This is a genomic window from Limnohabitans sp. (genome assembly GCF_040401495.1).
Taxonomy (GTDB): Bacteria; Pseudomonadota; Gammaproteobacteria; order Burkholderiales; family Burkholderiaceae_C; genus Limnohabitans.
Window position 1 is genome coordinate 1 of sequence record NZ_JBBAOI010000002.1, and the last position, 18,301, is coordinate 18,301.

Annotated in this window: 15 protein-coding genes and 1 rRNA gene; 12 read left to right on the plus strand and 4 right to left on the minus strand. The window is 49.1% G+C overall.

Translation table 11 applies throughout. The features are described 5' to 3' along the window. Positions 1–162: 162 nt before the first annotated feature. Positions 163–275, plus strand: a 5S ribosomal RNA gene (gene rrf, locus AC9UEO_RS01765). A 58-nt stretch (positions 276–333) separates the two neighbouring features. Here the strand turns inward: rrf and AC9UEO_RS01770 are convergent. Then, positions 334–1,251 (minus strand): MBL fold metallo-hydrolase, encoded by a 918-nt coding sequence (locus AC9UEO_RS01770; RefSeq protein WP_509529102.1) that lies wholly within the window; start codon positions 1,249–1,251, stop codon positions 334–336. 104 nt (positions 1,252–1,355) lie between these two features. On the opposite strand from AC9UEO_RS01770, the gene AC9UEO_RS01775 reads away from it, so the two are divergent. The 7 genes from AC9UEO_RS01775 (at position 1,356) to AC9UEO_RS01805 (ending at position 9,038) form a co-directional block, all read left to right on the plus strand. Beyond that, positions 1,356–2,204 (plus strand): CorC family transporter, encoded by an 849-nt coding sequence (locus AC9UEO_RS01775; protein WP_509529104.1) that lies wholly within the window; start codon positions 1,356–1,358, stop codon positions 2,202–2,204. 81 nt (positions 2,205–2,285) lie between these two features. Next, positions 2,286–3,767 carry an apolipoprotein N-acyltransferase gene (lnt, locus tag AC9UEO_RS01780; RefSeq protein ID WP_509529106.1) on the plus strand — a complete coding sequence of 494 codons (1,482 nt, stop codon included), beginning with the start codon at positions 2,286–2,288 and terminating at the stop codon, positions 3,765–3,767. 24 nt (positions 3,768–3,791) lie between these two features. Next, positions 3,792–4,697, plus strand: a complete 906-nt coding sequence (gene glyQ / locus AC9UEO_RS01785; RefSeq protein ID WP_509529108.1) for a glycine--tRNA ligase subunit alpha — start codon at positions 3,792–3,794, stop codon at positions 4,695–4,697. A gap of 1 nt (position 4,698) precedes the next feature. Continuing rightward, on the plus strand, positions 4,699–6,834 hold the full coding sequence (gene glyS / locus AC9UEO_RS01790) for a glycine--tRNA ligase subunit beta (RefSeq protein ID WP_509529110.1): 2,136 nt from the start codon (positions 4,699–4,701) through the stop codon (positions 6,832–6,834). A gap of 12 nt (positions 6,835–6,846) precedes the next feature. Next, positions 6,847–7,440 carry a D-glycero-beta-D-manno-heptose 1,7-bisphosphate 7-phosphatase gene (gene gmhB / locus AC9UEO_RS01795; RefSeq protein WP_509529113.1) on the plus strand — a complete coding sequence of 198 codons (594 nt, stop codon included), beginning with the start codon at positions 6,847–6,849 and terminating at the stop codon, positions 7,438–7,440. Continuing rightward, a complete protein-coding gene (locus tag AC9UEO_RS01800; protein WP_509529116.1) occupies positions 7,440–8,186 on the plus strand; it encodes a lysophospholipid acyltransferase family protein in 747 nt (248 codons plus the stop codon). The genes gmhB and AC9UEO_RS01800 overlap by 1 nt, the downstream gene beginning before the upstream one ends. A 3-nt stretch (positions 8,187–8,189) precedes the next feature. Next, a complete protein-coding gene (locus AC9UEO_RS01805; protein ID WP_509529118.1) occupies positions 8,190–9,038 on the plus strand; it encodes a M48 family metallopeptidase in 849 nt (282 codons plus the stop codon). Here the strand turns inward: AC9UEO_RS01805 and AC9UEO_RS01810 are convergent. After that, the gene (locus AC9UEO_RS01810) at positions 9,007–10,074 is read right to left on the minus strand and encodes an MBL fold metallo-hydrolase (RefSeq protein WP_509529708.1); all 1,068 of its coding nucleotides are present in this window, start codon (positions 10,072–10,074) and stop codon (positions 9,007–9,009) included. The two genes, AC9UEO_RS01805 and AC9UEO_RS01810, sit on opposite strands and share 32 nt — an antisense overlap. A 53-nt stretch (positions 10,075–10,127) precedes the next feature. Between AC9UEO_RS01810 and AC9UEO_RS01815 the strand changes: the two genes are divergently transcribed. The 4 genes from AC9UEO_RS01815 to AC9UEO_RS01830 are packed head-to-tail and all read left to right on the plus strand — an operon-like array spanning position 10,128 to position 14,255. Continuing rightward, complete coding sequence (locus AC9UEO_RS01815) at positions 10,128–10,553, plus strand: MerR family transcriptional regulator (RefSeq protein WP_509529120.1); 426 nt, start codon at positions 10,128–10,130, stop codon at positions 10,551–10,553. A 12-nt stretch (positions 10,554–10,565) separates the two neighbouring features. After that, positions 10,566–11,225, plus strand: coding sequence for a carbonate dehydratase (gene can, locus AC9UEO_RS01820; RefSeq protein WP_509529122.1), 660 nt, complete (start codon positions 10,566–10,568; stop codon positions 11,223–11,225). Between the two features lie 9 nt (positions 11,226–11,234). Further along, positions 11,235–13,052 (plus strand): bifunctional isocitrate dehydrogenase kinase/phosphatase, encoded by a 1,818-nt coding sequence (gene aceK / locus AC9UEO_RS01825; protein WP_509529124.1) that lies wholly within the window; start codon positions 11,235–11,237, stop codon positions 13,050–13,052. 21 nt (positions 13,053–13,073) lie between these two features. Further along, entirely contained in the window at positions 13,074–14,255 is a 1,182-nt protein-coding gene (locus tag AC9UEO_RS01830; RefSeq protein WP_509529126.1) for an acetyl-CoA C-acyltransferase, read from the plus strand. 32 nt (positions 14,256–14,287) lie between these two features. On the opposite strand, the gene AC9UEO_RS01835 is transcribed toward AC9UEO_RS01830, so the two are convergent. After that, positions 14,288–16,195 carry a helicase HerA domain-containing protein gene (locus AC9UEO_RS01835; protein ID WP_509529128.1) on the minus strand — a complete coding sequence of 636 codons (1,908 nt, stop codon included), beginning with the start codon at positions 16,193–16,195 and terminating at the stop codon, positions 14,288–14,290. 46 nt (positions 16,196–16,241) lie between these two features. Further along, complete coding sequence (locus tag AC9UEO_RS01840; protein ID WP_509529130.1) at positions 16,242–18,281, minus strand: hypothetical protein; 2,040 nt, start codon at positions 18,279–18,281, stop codon at positions 16,242–16,244. Between the last annotated feature and the right edge of the window lie 20 nt (positions 18,282–18,301).

An 18,301-nucleotide genomic window follows, 5' to 3' on the forward strand; every position in this document is an offset into this window, starting at 1 on the left:
TGCGTTAAGCTAACTGATACTAATTGCTCGTGCGGCTTGACCCTATAACTTTGATACAGCAATGTTCAAGGTTGTTATGCCAAGTGACGCATTCAAAATATAAATGCTGATTTGCTCTATGAATTCCTTGTCCTGACTTTGTCATGATGAGAACAAGTTATGCCTGATGACCATAGCGACGTGGTACCACTCCTTCCCATCTCGAACAGGACAGTGAAACGCGTCAGCGCCGATGATAGTGCGGATACCCGTGTGAAAGTAGGACATTGTCAGGCTATTACAGCCTCAGAAAGCCCAGTTCGAAAGAACTGGGCTTTTTGTTTTTTATGTCGACTAATTGTTATAAACAATACCGTTGCTGATGAAAGCAACTTTTTTATGAATCAACTCATCTAAAAGCTCACGACACCAATCTTGGATGGGCGTGGTGATAAAAAAAGAATTATGAATACGCAAAAGCAATGGCGTGTTCACAATCCATAAATTGAATTCCGTCAAAGAGATATATTGCAGCTCTAAAAGTTTAAATTTCAAAAGTACCTTTGCCGCATGAGAAGCATGAAGAGCTGGCGACTGAACAAAATAATTGAGTTTGGAGTGAGCTCTTGCCAAGGATTGAGGAACATCATGAATGATGGGCCCATGTCCAGGAAAAACCAATGATGGTTTAAGTTGCTCAATAACGTTCAAAGTTGCTGCCACTTCCGCAAATCCATGGCCACCCAATATTTCAGGAAAGACAATGCCAAAGCCATTGCCCCACAACGCATCTGCAGAAATCAAAATCCGGTGTTCGGGGTTAAAAAAGAGCAAGGCATCATGATCGTGACCGGGAGCGCCATGAACCTCCCACTCATACCCAGACCAAAAATAAACATCGCCAGATCGCAAAGGAACATCTGCAGTAAAGCGTGAGCACAATTGCCCCGTATCTTCATATGAAAGAGACCCCGTGTCCCATTGTCGAATATGTTCAAAAAGTCCGTGAGGAATAAAAGTTTGAACAAAAGGAAATTGAGATTGGATTGCTTGATTTCCACCGCAGTGGTCACTGTGTAAGTGCGTATTGACCAAATGAGTCAATGGGCGCGACTGCAGATGGCTGAAAATTAAGGAGAGTAAAAAGCTTGCGTGAGTGACATAACCTGAGTCAATCAAAACAGCGGAATTGCCGTCATCAAGCAAAATACTGTTTGAAGAAAGCCACCCTCGCTCGAAGAAATGCAAACCGTTAGGAAGCAAAGAAGTCATGGTTTACTTTAGCTGAAAAAAATAGCAAAACAGAGATAAATCGGCCTAAAAAACAGTATCCTTGAGGAATAGAAACAAAAGCAGGTTCTTTGGCCTGCAAGCACGTGGACGATCTTTCACACAAAAATCAAACTAAAAATAACGGCGCAAAAAAATGGCGCAGTAAATTATTTAAGGCATTTCAAATCAGACCTAAATCTAAAGAAATGCTCTTAGAGGTCATGTCTGAAGCTGAAAAGTACAGCCTGATAGGCTCGGAAAGCCGATTAATGATGGAAGGTGTATTGCGTATCAGCGAAATGCGAGCGCTAGACATCATGGTAGCAGGCCCGCGTATTGACATGATTGATATAGAAATGGACCGTGATGAATTGTTCCACCAGGTCATAGATATTGGTCATTCACGTTACCCTGTGTTTGAGGAAAACCGAGAAAATATCATTGGCGTACTGCACTCCAAGGACCTGCTGAAGTTACAAAGAGCACCTGACTTCCACATCAAAGCCCTGCTTCGCAATGCGCTGTATGTGCCCGAATCCAAAAGCCTTGTTGATTTGCTGCGAGATTTTAAAAAAAGCCGCAATCACCTTGCCTTGGTTGTTGATGAATTCGGCAGAATTGCGGGCTTGGTAACGCTAGAAGATGTGCTTGAAGAAATTGTCGGAGAAATCGAAGACGAATTCGACACAGAAACCAGCTCAACCGATATTTACACCTTGGCTGATAAAAGCTACAGAATCGCAGGCAACTGCTCTATAGAGGAATTGAACAAATCGTTTCAGACCAATTTGCTACAAGACATGGAAGAAGAATTCGACACCATCGGCGGGCTGATTGCGCATGAAATAGGTCATGTGCCACAAAAGGGCGAGTCCATCACCATTGCAGGCTTGAGGTTCGAGGTCATGCATGCCAAAGGTGGGTCTGTTAAATGGTTTCGCCTAAGGCTTTAACGATTTGCAGCGCATCCATTGTTAAGCTCCTTACTCTTCTATAGCCTGATCATTTTATTGGGCATACTCCAAGCATTTGCATTGGCATCCCCTTGGAGTGGTGAGCCAAATGCTTGGCTTCAAGTGGCAGCACTCGCCGTTTTCCTAAGTACACAGCAAAACAACACCCAACCAAAGAAGAGATTTTTACAAACTTGGGTGTTTGCAACGAGTTGGCTCATTGCCTCAGTCTGGTGGTTATATATATCGATTCACCATTTTGGTGGATTGCCAGTGGTTTTAACTGGATTGGCAATTCTTTTGTTATGTGGAGGATTGGCAATCTACTACGCCACCACGGTCACCCTCTATTACAAATTGAAAAAATCACACAGAACATACTGGAGTGCAAGTATGTTTGCTTCCTGCTGGACACTTGCAGAAATGGCCAGGGCAGAGTTTTTTACCGGTTTTCCTTGGGGCGCCATCGGTTATGCACATGTTGACAGCGTACTGGTATCGTTTGCGCCATGGCTAGGTGTGTATGGTGTTGGTTGGGTTGCTGCTTATCTTTCAGCTTGTCTAGCCCCAAGCCTTAGAGCCTTTAAACAAGACAAAAAAATAAGCAAAGAAGTAGGACTTGCTCTAGGGTGCTTGCTTCTGCTGGCGCTGCCTTGGCATGTCAACACAAGCAATAACAACAAAAACTTCAGTGTGAGCTTGCTACAAGGGAATATCCCACAAGATTTGAAATACACAAAGCTAAGGGAGCAAGCCGTAAACTGGTATATCGAAAATGCAGTGCAAGCCCAAACCGACTTGGTTGTCATGCCTGAAACAGCCATACCTTATCTTCCACAAGATATACCCAATCAAGCGTGGAAGAAAATCAGCACACACTTTTCATCAGGTCGAAAAGCGCTCATCGTAGGAATTCCCACATTTCAAGAGAACAAGGGGTTTGGTAATTCAGCCATCGCACTACAAGCAAACTCGGATGAGTACATATATAACAAACAGCACTTGGTACCGTTTGGTGAATTCATACCTCAATACCTTAAGTGGTTTAATCAAATGGTCAATTTTGGTATTACCGACTTCATACGGGGACCACTCAAGCCAGAACCTTTTGTGTGGAACGGCCAAAGCATAGCCATTCAAATTTGTTACGAAGATTTATTTGGGGAAGAGTTGGCTCAAAGGTTTACTGTGAAACAAGAAAGCATACCTTCGCTGTTGGTGAACATGAGCAATATAGCGTGGTTTGGAAACACGGTGGTTATTCCACAGCATTTGCATATTGCACGTATGCGCAGCATTGAACTTAACAGACCTAGCATTCGTGCGACAAATTCGGGTGGGACCGCCATCATTGATGCAAGCGGGAAAATTCAAGCAGTTGCAAAACCTTATACACAAACTGTTTTGGTTGGCAATGTTCCAGCCAGTGACGGCCGCGTCACATGGTTTGCCCAATGGGCAGGGCGATGGGGCTTGCGCCCTCTGTGGCTGTTTTGCGCATTGGTTATTCTGAGTTTTGCGGTGATGGGGCCTAGGATGAGTTCACCAACACATAGTCACTAAAATGCAGGTTCAACTGATGAAACTATGCTGACATTTCAACAAATCATTCTGCAATTGCAAAACTATTGGGACAAGCAAGGTTGTGCTTTGCTGCAACCCTTGGACATGGAGGTTGGTGCCGGCACTTCACATACGGCTACTTTTTTGCGGGCACTCGGCCCAGAGCCTTGGAAGGCGGCTTATGTTCAGCCCTCAAGACGACCCAAGGACGGTCGGTATGGAGAAAACCCCAACCGCTTGCAACACTATTACCAGTACCAGGTAGTGCTCAAGCCTGCACCCTCCAACATACTTGAGTTGTATTTGGCTTCATTAGAAGCACTGGGCTTTGATTTAAAAGCCAACGACATCCGTTTTGTGGAAGACGATTGGGAAAACCCCACATTAGGTGCGTGGGGTTTGGGATGGGAGGTGTGGCTCAATGGCATGGAGGTCACGCAGTTCACTTACTTCCAACAAGTCGGCGGCATAGATTGCAAACCCATTACCGGCGAGATCACTTACGGCTTGGAGCGCTTGGCTATGTACTTACAAGGCGTAGACAATGTTTACAACTTGCAGTGGACAGACGCCTTGAGTTATGGCGATGTTTATTTGCAAAATGAGCAAGAGCAATCTGCCTACAACTTTGAGCACAGCGACGCCACATTTTTATTTGATGCATTTGCCGCACATGAAAAACAAGCCCACTATTTGATGACTCAGGCCTTGGCCCTGCCAGCCTACGAGCAGGTTTTGAAAGCAGCGCATACCTTCAATCTGCTTGACGCCCGTGGCGCTATCAGTGTCACTGAAAGAGCCGCCTATATTGGACGCATTCGTAATTTAGCCCGCAATGTTGCGCAAAGCTATGTCAAAAGCCGTGAAGCACTTGGCTACCCCATGGCACCAAAGGAATGGGTCACACATTTAACAGAAGCGGCAATCTGAAATGAACCACAGTTTATTGATTGAATTGCAAGCCGAAGAATTGCCGCCCAAGGCCTTATCGTCTTTGTCTAATGCATTTGCGCAAGGTATTTTCAATAGTCTCCTGCAACAGGGCTTACTAGGGAGTGATTCGCAACTGACTCCCTTTGCCACGCCAAGACGATTGGCCGCACACATCAGCCATGTATCTGCCAAAGCCGAAGACCAGAACATTCAAGTCAAGCTCATGCCAGTCAGCGTAGGTCTGGATGCGCAAGGGCAAGCCACGCCCGCATTGTTGAAAAAGATGCAGTCTCTGGGAATGGATGCGCAGCAAGTGCCACACCTAGCGCAAAAGATGGATGGCAAAGCCTTGGCCTTGTTCATAGAGCAAGCGCAAATCGGGGTGTCGATACAGCAAGGTTTGCAAGTAGCCTTAGACCACAGCATCAGTCACTTGCCTATCCCGAAGCTCATGACTTACCAACTTGACAAAGACTGCGCATTGCCTGGCTGGGACAGCGTGAGTTTTGTGCGTCCAGTTCATCATCTGGTGGCTTTGTTTGGTGAGCAGGTTCTGGCTGTCACAACTTTGGGCTTAACGGCCGGTCGAAAAACATTAGGCCACCGTTTTGAAGCGCAAGCAGCGTCCATAGATATCAGCCATGCCGACCACTATGAACAGGAATTGCTCGAGCAAGGCGCGGTGATTGCAAGCTTCGATAAACGAAAAGTGCAGATACAGCAGCAACTGCTTCAAGTCGCTCAAGCTGCTGGAGAAGGCTTAAAGCCCATCCAAGATGAAGCCTTGCTGATGGAAGTGACAGGTTTGGTTGAAAAGCCCAATGTGTTGCTGTGTCAGTTTGACAAGGCTTTCTTAGACGTTCCAGCTGAGTGCTTGGTATTGACCATGAAGGCCAACCAAAAATACTTTCCACTGCTAAATGCCAAAGAAGAATTAACCCATCAATTTTTGGTGGTCAGCAACATCACGCCACCTGACCCCAGCGCAGTCATCACCGGCAACGAGCGGGTGGTTCGTCCTCGTCTTGCAGATGCACAATTCTTTTACAACCAAGACCGCCAACACACCTTGGCTTCAAGGCTTGATCGTTTGGCCAAAGTGGTTTATCACAATCAACTCGGCACACAACAACAGCGGATGTTGCGGGTCAGCGCATTGGTGCAACAACTGTCAGCGGTTTTAAGTTCAGTAGAAGAGAAAGCCGATGCATTGACTGCAGCACAACTGGCCAAAACCGATTTGCTCACCGATATGGTGGCTGAGTTCCCAGAGTTGCAGGGCACCATGGGCGCTTATTACGCCTTGAATGACGGGCACTCACAGCAAGTAGCTCATGCCATTGAAGACCACTATAAGCCACGATTTGCAGGCGACAGTTTGCCGCGCAGCGATGTCGGTTGCTTGCTTGCCTTGGCAGATAAGCTCGAGACACTGACAGGCATGTTTGGTATTGGCAATTTACCGACTGGCGATAAAGACCCTTACGCTTTGCGCCGTCAAGCGTTAGGTGTGATTCGTATCTTGCTGCGTGCTCCCTTTGACGCACTGCAGCTAGAACATTTGCTTGAGACTGGTTTGGCTGTGCTTGCTAAAGAATGTGACATCGATGTGGTCAAAGCCAAGACTGAGCTATACCAATTCATACTCGATCGCTTCGCTGTCAATTTGAAAGACCAAGGCTATAGCGCTTTTGAGGTGGATGCCGTGCTGGCATTGCGTCCCCAATGCTTTGGGGATGTACCCGCCCGTATGGAGGCTGTTAGGGCCTTCGCTGCAATGCCGCAAGCCGAGGCTTTGGCTGCCGCCAATAAACGAATAAGCAATATATTGAAAAAAGCAAGCAACGCAGACAGTGGCCATTTTTCATCAGAACAACTGACACTGCCTGCAGAGAAAAACCTGTATGACGCCATGGCCCAAAGTGTCAAGCAAGCCGATACTTTCTACGCACAAAAAAACTACACCGACTCCTTGAAGGCTTTGGCAGCACTGCGCGAACCGGTCGACGCATTTTTCAACGATGTCATGGTTAATGATCCCAATGAAGATATTCGTCGAAATCGTTTGGGCCTTTTGAACCAACTCCACGTCAGCTTGAACCGCGTCGCGGACTTATCTCGTTTGGCAAACTGACAAGGCAAACACATGCACACCCCGCTTGTAATTTTGGACAGAGATGGCACGGTGAACCATGACAGCGATGACTACATCAAGTCAGCTGATGAGTGGGTTGCACTGCCTGGTGCAATTGACGCCATTGCCAAACTCAACCATGCAGGCTGGCGGGTGGTTATCGCCTCCAACCAATCAGGCTTGGGGCGGGGCTTGTTTGATGTCGCCACATTGAATCAGATGCACGACAAAATGAATAAGGCTTTGGCCAAGGCAGGTGGACGAGTGGATGCTATTTTTTATTGTCCACACACGCCGGATGAACACTGCCAATGCAGAAAACCGCTGCCTGGCTTGTTCGAGCAAATTGGCGAACGCTTTGGCGCTGATCTCAAAGAGGTTCACGCAGTGGGTGACTCCTTACGCGATGCACAAGCAGCTTCGGCCAGCGGCTGCATCCCGCATTTGGTGTTGACTGGAAAAGGCGAACAGTTTGCAGATCAAGCCTTGCCAGACACATTTCCTGCGCAAACACGTATTCACGCCGATTTAGCCGCCTTCGCCGACTGGTTGATACAGCAAACCTTGGCAAAAAATTCAGCCGACGCATCGACAGAGTCTGCTTGATGGCTTTGCTTCGCTCATTGCTGCATATGCTGTGGATGTTGGTCACCGTCATTCCGGTGGCTTTTGCGATGTTGACGGCAGCGGCATTGCAAGTAAGTAGCCATCGCTTGTACCGCATGGCTGTATTTTGGTTGTCGCTTGCAATTGGCGGGGCCAAACACATTTTGGGCATACGCCATGAATTACTCGGTCTTGAAAATTTGCCTGCGGCTGGACAACCAGCTATCTTGTTGGTCAAGCACCAATCCACCTATGAAACATTTTTAATGCCCGTGATCATGCCCAGTGACTTGGCCTATGTGTTCAAAAAAGAATTGCTCTATGTACCATTTTTTGGTTGGGGCATTGGCCGCTTAGACATGATTCATATTGACCGTAAATTGCGCAGCCAAGCTTTTCAAAAAGTTGTCTCGCAAGGGCGCGATTTACTGGGCAGAGGCATTTGGGTCATCATGTTTCCTGAGGGGACGCGCATAGAACGTGGTCAAGCCGGAACCTACAAAGCCGGTGGTACGCGTTTGGCGATTGAAGCAGGTGTGCCAGTCATACCCGTCGCCGTTAATTCTGCTCGATGCTGGCCACGCAAGGCCTTGATCAAACACCCCGGCACTGTAACGGTGTCCATTGGCCCCATGATTGAAAGCACAGGCCGCCAACCTGAAGAAATGATGCAGCAGGTGGAGCATTGGATAGAGAGTGAAATGCACCGCCTCGACCCCGAAGCATATGCAATTGCTACAGCCTAAACGATGACTGCATTTGTTCAGCTTGCACTTGATTGGCTGGGTGGTCATAGCGTCCAAGATGAGCCCATTCCTGCTCCTGTGTCTTTGGTTTCCAAAGCATTCAGTTCATGCGCCTTTGTGCATCCATTGGCGAGTCGACAAATACAACTGCAGCAAACGACCATCGCTTATGCATTTCAGCGGGTCAAACGCAAAACCATCGGCATGTCGGTGGGCGCTGACGGATTGGAAGTGCGTGCCCCACGTTGGGCGACGGTTGCCAGCGTGGAAGCGGTATTGCACGAAAAAAGCGCATGGATTTTGCGCAAGCTGCAAGAGTCACAAGAGCGCCAAAAACAAATGCGCCACACCATCATCGAATGGCGTGACGGCGCCTCATTGCCTTTTCTGGGAGAGCAATGGTTGGTTCGTTTAGACCCCGAGCATCAATCCCCAACTATCAGCAATCAAGGTGCTGTAGCCAAGTATTTGCAGGTACCTCTTTCGCTTCATGCGCAACCCGGGCAAATCCGTGATGCTGTACAAGCTTGGTTGATGCAACAAGCCAAGCTCAATTTCACGCAGCGTCTTGATCATTTCGCGCCGCAATTGGGTGTGAAGTGGAAGCGCTTGTCACTCAGCAATGCCAGTTCGCGCTGGGGCACAGCGTCGGCTGACGGTAGCATCCGTTTGAATTGGCGCCTGATTCATTTCAAGCAAGACGTGATTGACTATGTAGTGGTGCATGAACTCAGCCATTTACGTGTGATGAACCACAGCCCGCAGTTCTGGGAGACAGTGGGTTCGCTGGTACCCGATTACCAGCTGCGACGCAATGCGCTCAATGAGGAAGTTTTGCCCCAGTGGGTTTGAACCGCACCACATCGCCTGCGACACGCTCTAACTCACCTCGGTACCAAAGCCAATGCAAATGGGCGAGTGACTCGCCCAGCGCAAAGGTGGTTTGATGACCATCTAACTCACGCTTGAACAATACTGCCATGGCCTCGACAGCGTTGATGGCATTCTGTGCGCAAGCCTCACGCAACTCTTGCAGTCGCTCATCATGGTGACGTACCAGTTGCCCAATGCGTATATGTAGGCCACGGAATGGTTTTCCGTGCGAGGGCAGGCACAAGCAGTTGGCTGGCAATGCCTCAAATTTTTTCAGCGAATCCAAAAATAATTGCAGAGGGTTCGACATTGGCTCAGAATCGTACACGCTGATGTTGGTAGAAATGCGTGGCAACACCATGTCACCACTGATCAGCACGTTCACAGACTCGCAGTAAAGCGCAATGTGTTCTGGCGCATGGCCATAGCCGCTAATGCAACGCCAGCGCTTGCCCCCAATCATGACTGACAAGCCGTCATGCAAACGTATAAATTGCTTGGGTAGCGCTGGCACCATGTGGGCAAACTGAAAATTGCGTTTTGTGACAGCTTTCAGCACTTGTTCATCAGTGACACCATGCAACTGTAAAAACGTCACGGCTTGATCGGCTTGTAGCGGGTTAGACGGGTGAATTAAAGTGTGTGCGGTGTGAAAGTCAGTGGCACTGATCCACAACGGCACTTTCCAATAATCACAAAGCCAATGCGCAAGCCCCAAGTGATCGGGGTGCAAATGCGTGACAAATACACGCAGCACCGGTAGCCCCTCAAGGCTGTGGTCGAAAATAGACTGCCATTGTTCCCTTGAACTGGCTTGGTCGAGGCAACAATCCACAATCGCCCAACCTTCACGCCCTTCATACACATCGCGCAGCAGCCACAGATTGATATGGTCCAGCGCAAAGGGCAAAAACATGCGCAGCCAATAAACGCCAGGGGCCACCTCGGTCATTGCGCCAGGCTGGGGCAAATGTTCCCCCAAAGGATAGTCAAGTTCTTTTTCGTCGGCATTCATGTTGTGAGGATTTTGCTTCATAATTGACGTTTACGTAAACGTAAACTGTCTACATGGCGACCCTCTACACCATCCGCGAATTGGCCAAAGAGTTCGATTTGACAACTCGAGCCATTCGTTTTTACGAAGACATGGGTTTGTTGCGCCCCGAACGCCATGGCCCGGGTGGACGCAACCGCATGTACAGCGCTCGTGAAAGAGCAAGGCTGCGCTTGACATTGCGAGCCAAGCGCTTGGGTTTATCCTTGACGCAGGCCAAAGACATCATTGACATGTATGACAGCCCCAGAGACACAGCGCCCCAATTAGAAAAATTTGTCGAAGTTTTAGCCAGTCATCGACAACAGTTAGAGTCTCAGTTGGAAGAAATCCAAGCCAATCTGGATGAAGTCAAACAACATGAGCGCGAAGCCAAGGCTTTGCTGAACAAACACAACGCCAAAAGCAAACGCTCACCTCAATCTGTTATCACTGAATGATCACCTCTGTCTATGTCTGAATCTCTGAACAGTCTTTTTGCCAACAACCGCGACTGGGCAGACCGCATGTCCAAAGAGCGGCCAGGTTTTTTTCAAAAACTGGCCCAACAGCAGTCGCCTAAATATCTGTGGATTGGATGCTCAGACAGCCGCGTACCCGCCAACGAAATTGTCGGCCTCGACCCTGGCGAAGTGTTCGTGCATCGCAATGTGGCCAATGTGGTGGTGCCTTCGGACTTGAATGCTTTGTCGGTCATTCAATTTGCTGTGGAGCATTTGCGGGTCGAGCACATTATGGTGGTGGGGCATTACGGATGTGGCGGCGTGATTGCAGCCGCTAGAGGTACACGCATTGGCTTGGTCGATAACTGGTTGCGCCATGTGCAAGATGTGCGCTTGCGTCATCGCCAACGCCTGAACCATTTGCCGCAAGCCGAACTTGAAGATGTGTTGTGTGAAATGAATGTCTTAGAGCAAGTGGGCAACGTTGCTTTGTCGAATGTGATGCAAGACGCTTGGGCGCGGGGACAAAAAATACAAGTCCATGGTTTGATTTATGGCTTGAGCGATGGCTTGCTCAAAGACCTGCATGTCAGCATGAGCCACTCGGCAGAAGTGGTTGATGTGTTTCGCAACGCATTTAAGCGCTATCCACGACAAATCGCTGGATAGGCAACACCCATGAACGCGCAACGACTTGATTCAGCTTTGGCTTACGACATCGCCCAAGCCATGATGGACGGATTCAATCGCCATTACGACTTGTTTCGTACCGAGTCTGCTCAGGCCAAGCACCGCTATGAAAACCAAGACTGGCATGGACAACAACGCGCACAACGAGACAGAATTGAGTTTTATGATTTGCGGGTCAAGGAGTGCTCGAGTCGACTAGAAACCGAATACAAAGCAGGTGAGCAAGCCAGCGAGGTATGGCAACAGGTGAAACTTCACTACATCGGCTTACTGGTAGACCACTTTCAGCCTGAGTTGGCAGAAACCTTTTTCAACTCTGTGACCACCAAAATATTGGACCGCAGTTATTTTCAAAACGACTTTATTTTTGTGCGTCCTGCGGTCAGCACCGAGTACATCGAAAACTCCGAACCCGATGCTAAGCCCACCTACAAAGCGTGGTACCCCAGCGAGAACAATTTACATGATGTCATTTTGCGCATGGTTCGTCACTTTGACTTGCAGTGCCCGTTTGAAAATTTAGAGCGCGACGCTGACGATATTTTGCGCAACGTGAGACAGCGCTTGGGCCAAGCTAAGCATCGCGCCAACTTTCAGGTGCAGGTTCTCTCTAGCCTGTTCTTTCGCAACAAGGGCGCGTATGTGGTGGGCAAGGTCATCAACGGCTTTCAAGAAATCCCTTTTGCGCTGCCGATTTTGCACAACGACAGCGGCCAGTTGGTGATCGATGCGGCTTTGTTTGGCGAAGAAGATTTGCTGATTTTGTTCAGCTTTGCGCGGGCTTACTTCATGGTGGACATGGATGTGCCCTCTGCGTATGTGCAGTTTTTGCGCAGCATGATGCCGCGTAAACCACGTGCGGAAATCTACAACGCCTTAGGTTTGGCCAAGCAGGGCAAGACCTTGTTCTACCGTGATCTTCTTTATCACCAACGTCACAGCACAGATAAATTTCGCATTGCCCCTGGCATCAAGGGCATGGTCATGTTGGTCTTTGATCAACCTTCATTCCCATTTGTATTCAAGGTCATCAAAGACTTTTACCCGCCGCAAAAAGACACCTCTCGTGAGCAAATTCAGGGCAAGTACTTATTGGTGAAACAACACGACCGCGTGGGACGCATGGCTGACACCTTGGAGTACAGCAATGTGGCGTTTCCACGTGAGCGTTTTGAAGACGAGTTGATTGCCGAAATTCAAAAATTTGCACCCAGCCAAATTGAGATCAACCGCCGCGCTGACACTGGCCAAGAAGAGGTGGTTATCAAGCACGCCTATATTGAGCGGCGCATGATTCCTTTGAACATTTATTTACAAGAGGCGTTTGACGCAGGCTTGGACGATGTGCGGGCCAAAAGTCAAATGGAGAGAGCTGTTGTGGAATATGGCAACGCCATCAAAGACTTGGTGGCAGCCAATATTTTCCCGGGCGATATGTTGTGGAAAAACTTTGGCGTCACACGCCACGGCAAAGTGGTTTTCTACGACTACGATGAAATCGAATACATCACCGATTGCAACTTTCGCCGTGTGCCAGCACCGCGCAACGAAGAAGACGAAATGTCTGGCGAAATTTGGTACCACGTCGGCCCCCATGACGTCTTTCCCGAAACCTTTGGACCGTTTTTGCTGGGCAACCCCAGTGTTCGCGAAGTGTTCATGAAGCACCATGCCGATTTACTCGACGCCAGTTTTTGGCAAGGCCATAAGGAAAAAATCAGCGATGGCCATGTGCACGATGTGTTTCCCTACGAGGCCGATAAACGCTTTCAAATCCAACGCGCTGCTTTAGGCGCTTCCCTTTAGTTTTTTATTCAGGAGCATTTCATGTCAGACCCCATAGTTATCGTCAGCGCCGCCCGTACCCCCATGGGCAGTTTTCAAGGGGATTTTTCAGCCCTATCGGCACACGACTTGGGCGGTGTGGCCATTGCCGCCGCCGTGCAACGCGCTGGCATTTCGCCCGATGCAGTGACCGAGGTGTTGTTTGGCAATTGTTTGATGGCCGGTCAAGGACAAGCGCCTGCACGTCAAGCGGCTTTCAAGGGCGGTTTGCCCTCTAGTGCAGGTGCAGTAACACTGTCAAAAATGTGTGGCTCGGGTATGCGAGCCGCCATGTTTGCCCACGACATATTGAGCGCAGGCAGTCAAGACGTGATGATTGCCGGTGGCATGGAAAGCATGACCAATGCGCCTTACCTGATGTTAAAAGGCCGTGGCGGCTACCGCATGGGCCACGACAAAATTTACGACCACATGATGCTCGATGGCTTGGAAGACGCTTATGAAGCCGGTCGCTCCATGGGCACCTTCGGTGAAGACTGCGCTGCCAAATACAACTTCAGCCGCGACGCGCAAGACCACTTTGCGATGACCAGCGTACAGCGGGCCAAGGACGCCAGCGCGTCGGGCGCTTTTACCGCTGAAATCATGCCTGTCACCGTGAAAGACCGCGCTGGTGAGCGCATCATCAGCATCGATGAAGGCCCTGGCAAAGTCAAACTCGACAAAGTCAAAACTTTGAAACCCGCCTTCAAAAAAGACGGCACCATCACCGCTGCGTCCAGTTCATCAATTAACGACGGCGCTGCGGCCTTGGTCATGATGCGCGAAAGCACCGCAGCAAAATTGGGCTGCACGCCTTTGGCCCGCATTGTTAGCCACGCCACGTTTGCGCAAGCGCCCGAGTGGTTCACCACCGCCCCCGTGGGTGCTACCCAGCAAGCCTTGGCCCGTGCGGGTTGGAAGGTGAGTGACGTCGATCTTTGGGAAGTCAATGAAGCTTTTGCCGTGGTCCCCATGGCACTGATGCACGAACTCAAAGTCCCTCACGACATTGTGAACATCAACGGCGGCGCCTGTGCCTTGGGTCATCCCATTGGGGCATCGGGTGCTCGCATCATCGTCACCTTGTTGCATGCTTTGAAAGCCAAGGGTTTGAAAAAGGGATTGGCTACTTTGTGTATCGGTGGAGGTGAAGGTACTGCCATGGCCTTGGCGTTGGTTTAATTCATGGCTGGGCGATCAAAACCATGCTTCAGTTACGACATCAGCAAATTTTTGCCTTCGTACAAATTGGCTTGCATAGGTACCACATAGCGGTGCGATTGGGTCAGTACCTGCATTAAGCCAGGTGTGCGATTAAAGCGGATGGCGTTTTCACAACCCTGAAACGCCACTTGCAACTCACACAGACAGTCCACTTCTTTTTGACTCGATAAGTGGCCAATAAAAAAGTTTTCGGTTTGCGTCAATAAATCGGGATTGATGGTGCTGGGCGACTGGGTGGCATAGGCAATGCCGATATGAAACTTTGCGCCCTCTTTGGCAAAACGAGCATACACATTTGTCATAACTGTGTCTTGCAAGGGAAAGATGGTGTGCGCTTCTTCAAAATAAAGTTGCACATAACGACCTGTCAAGGTATTCAATTTGAACTTGTGTTCTTGCGCTGCAAATATCGCCAAGCTCAGTTTTTGGGCGAAGTAGCGCACCACTCGGTCGGGGGAATTGCTCACGTCAATGATCACCGTATGTCCCTGGTCCAGGGCTGACAAGATGTGCGACGTGAAGTCTTCGGCGCTGGGGCTGTGATAGGGCAAACACGTTCGTAATTGGTAAGGACCTTGTCCACCTTCGGCGCATAAAAACTGCATCAACAGGTCTTCTTCACTGTCAAACAAGGGTCGATTGTTGTGCATCAGGTTGGGGTCATTGGTGTAGGTCATGCGAAACCGCGCCACGGTGTTGAGCTCGCTTAGCAAGGTGACCATGTTGCTAGGGGGCGCAGGAGCCGGGCGGTTAAGAATGGCTTGGTACGCCGCTTGGCGCAAACCCACGGCAAAGCCAGGGTTGAAAGGTGCGGCATAGCCCAACGCAACAAGCCATAGGCGTATGCGTTCGTTGTCGAAGGCAAACCCTGCCGCATCAAGCACTGCCCACAGCCACATCACCTTACGCAAGTGATGGTGACGCGTCGCTTCGTTGTCTTGCGGCATAGGCGTCAGGCTGGGTATGCGGCATGTCAACATGCTGCGCATCAGGTCAGATTCGGCTACCGATTGGGGCAGCAACTCTTTAAAAACCTCCAAGGTTTGATCGGGGGCTTGAAAAAAGTTAAAACGCAACAGTTTGCCGTTGGTGTTGCCTTGTCGTTGCGTTAAAAAATAAGCGATGCAGCGCCCAGGGTTATGCGAGGCCAAGGTGATCTCACCCTCTGGCGGGTTGGTGTTGGAGTATTCGCCGCTCACGTCAAACAGCAGTTGGCCCACATTTTGGGTTTGGCGGGTGAAGTCCAACATGCCTTGAGCGACAAGCTTGACGACATTCGATTTGCCCAAACGTGTTTTCCCCAGCATGGCGGTACGCTTGGACAGCATGTCTTGCATGGCAATTCGCGTGGGTACGGCGTGTTTGCTCCAATCACTTTGTTCGTTGTAGCGAAGACGCCCGAAATCCAGCACACCCTGAGGATTGAGCGTACCGTTAACCAAGTTTTGCAGCACCTTAGGTGAGGGCGCGTACAAACGAAACGCAGTGGCCGGTTTGCTCAAACTGATTTGGCTGGTGAAGATCCAAGGAGCATCGGGGTTGAGTGCTTGGTTAAAGCTGCCCAGCACCGCGCAGCGTAGCCAGATGTCTTTGTCGGGGGTGGTTTCCCAGTCTTCCACACGCAATACCAATAACTGGTTGAGCATCATGGACAGGGTTTGTCTGATGTCGGTGGGCGGGTAGCTGGCATCGGTAGCCAGCATCACTAAAAACTCGTTTTGCGACAAAGGGTGGGTGAGCAACGCTGTATCGTGTACACGGCACCACACATGGCGATACGCCAGTTTGGTACACATGCCCAAGTGCGGCAGATGCACTAAGTCATCGGCGGTAAACCGCAGACCTTCCTGGATGAGGGCTGTACTCAGATGAGCCAAAGAGGTGTTGGTGGTGAACATAGTTTTACGTCAGTTACCGCTGAAATTTGAGTGGTGCAAATTAGCATCAGTCCCGCTTGCGCTTTATGGTGCTTTTCAGAGTCGGTACGCACCCGCCACCCAAAGTGGGGTTCACCGCAATATTTTGCTCATTGGATGAAATAGGGGGGGGAGTTGTATTATTGGTTTGGGGGACAGAAAAATCAGTTGCTATTAATTGATTAGATAAAAATTTATAGCCTTCTTGCCCTCCCCCGACCATCGGAGCGGTTTGCAATATTTCAAATTTTTCATTCAAGATGAGGGTATCGCAATTTTGTAGATTGCCTATCGTGAACTTTGAAGCTGATGACATTGTTGCCGAACATTTTGGTGCAGTTAGATTTTTGTTTTCGGCTGATAAGGTTTGGGTCACTTGGAAGATGATGTTTTCATATTTCGTTTGCACATTAGTGCCACAGGTAGTGCATTCAAACTGATATTGGCTAACGAGTTTATTCTCTGTCTTTATCGAGGATTTCTTTATAAGGGTCTTGTTGGTAATGCTTGGCGAAGCAGAGACTGATTTTGTGGTGTCAAAAGCACAACCAGTGGCCTTGGTGGTGGTTTCCCATGAAGCTAAGGTTTCAGGTGTGGTGGGTAGAACGATGTATTTACCTTCTACTGAAATATCCTTGCTTTGGTTAAAACGCTCGGTGTCCAACGCAGCGCAAGCGTTGGGGGCTTGGTAGGCGGGTGCGCCTAATGTGATATCCGATTTAGCCAAAGCTTTATACGATGTGCTATCGGTAAAGAGAGTTGTTGTCTTGATTGCCCAGGACACATACCCAATATCAGCGTAGGAGAATGGGTAAACAGGCAATGACGTTTGAGCATTAGGATTCACTGTTTTGTTAAGCAAGTTACCCGTTTGCACAAACTTGACCTCGGAGAGCAACTTCAAGCTGGTGCAATTCGTTAAGTTGTTTGCGTATATATTAGGTACAACTATCCTGCCTGTTATACCGCATGCGGTATTGTTGCTGGTCAGTCCGGACAAGGTCTGGGTGATGTGCATTTCAATATTTTCATCTTGTGGTGTTGGGCCGCAATTTGTGCACCTGAATTTATAAATCGTTTGGAATGACAAACCGTTGCCAGAATAAGAGTTAGATCTCACAAAAAATTTTTCGCTAACCCCTACTATCCCTGAATACAACTTCCTCCTGTAGAAAACCATTTGGTCAGTTGGCAAGAAATTGCAATTTCTAAATTCTTGGCTTGTATAGAAATTCGCTAATTCAATACTGTCACCTGTTTTCAGGTTGGATTGGGTGAAGTAGAAATTGGAATTTTGCGGGGCTGTAGAAATGCTTTGTGTACAACTTCCGGCGCCTGTCAACACCAATGGAGCCACGGTACTGATGTTGTCCCAAAATGCTGAAGTGGGGTTAAATCGACTGGAAAGTTCACCGGCAGCGATGGCATACCAACCAGCTGGTCTGTATGTGGGATTACTCGTACCACCTACCGAAGAAGAATAGGGTTTTAATGAGATGGTTTCACCGGTATAGGTGCCGGTGATGTTGAAGGGCACCCAAAATGTATCTGGGCTGCACATCCAAGTTTCGTAGGCCGCGTAGCGGGTTGAGCGGGTGCCGTAGGCAATATCGGCCCAATTTGCATTCCATTTGTAGGAATTGCCTCTGGTCTGTGGTATGGGGTATTGTTGGCCACATCTTCCGCGCTTGAAACTGTTATCAGTTGGGAAACTCTGATATTGGGGGGTATTGTTAGGGCTGACATTGAAGTACATATTTTCCCAACCCAAGGTGAGACCCGCGCCAATGTTGCGCTGGCCACCTGGCACATCAAAAGTCACAATGCAAGAGTCTCCACCAGAGGGCCCATAGACAGCTATATTGAATAACATCATGCCCGTCAGATTGACGGGCCCCTTGGGGAGTATTAGGTTGCGCAGGGTTGTTTTCGGCACAGTCGGGTTGTTGTTGTCCGTTAAATAGATGTCTACGGTGTGTGGGCAATTGGTTGCATATGCGGTATTGATGCCCAAACAAAGCACAGAGATCAAGCAGACGGTCTTGATCAAGCGTATCAATCTGAGCATTTGAATTCTCCTTGTAGGGT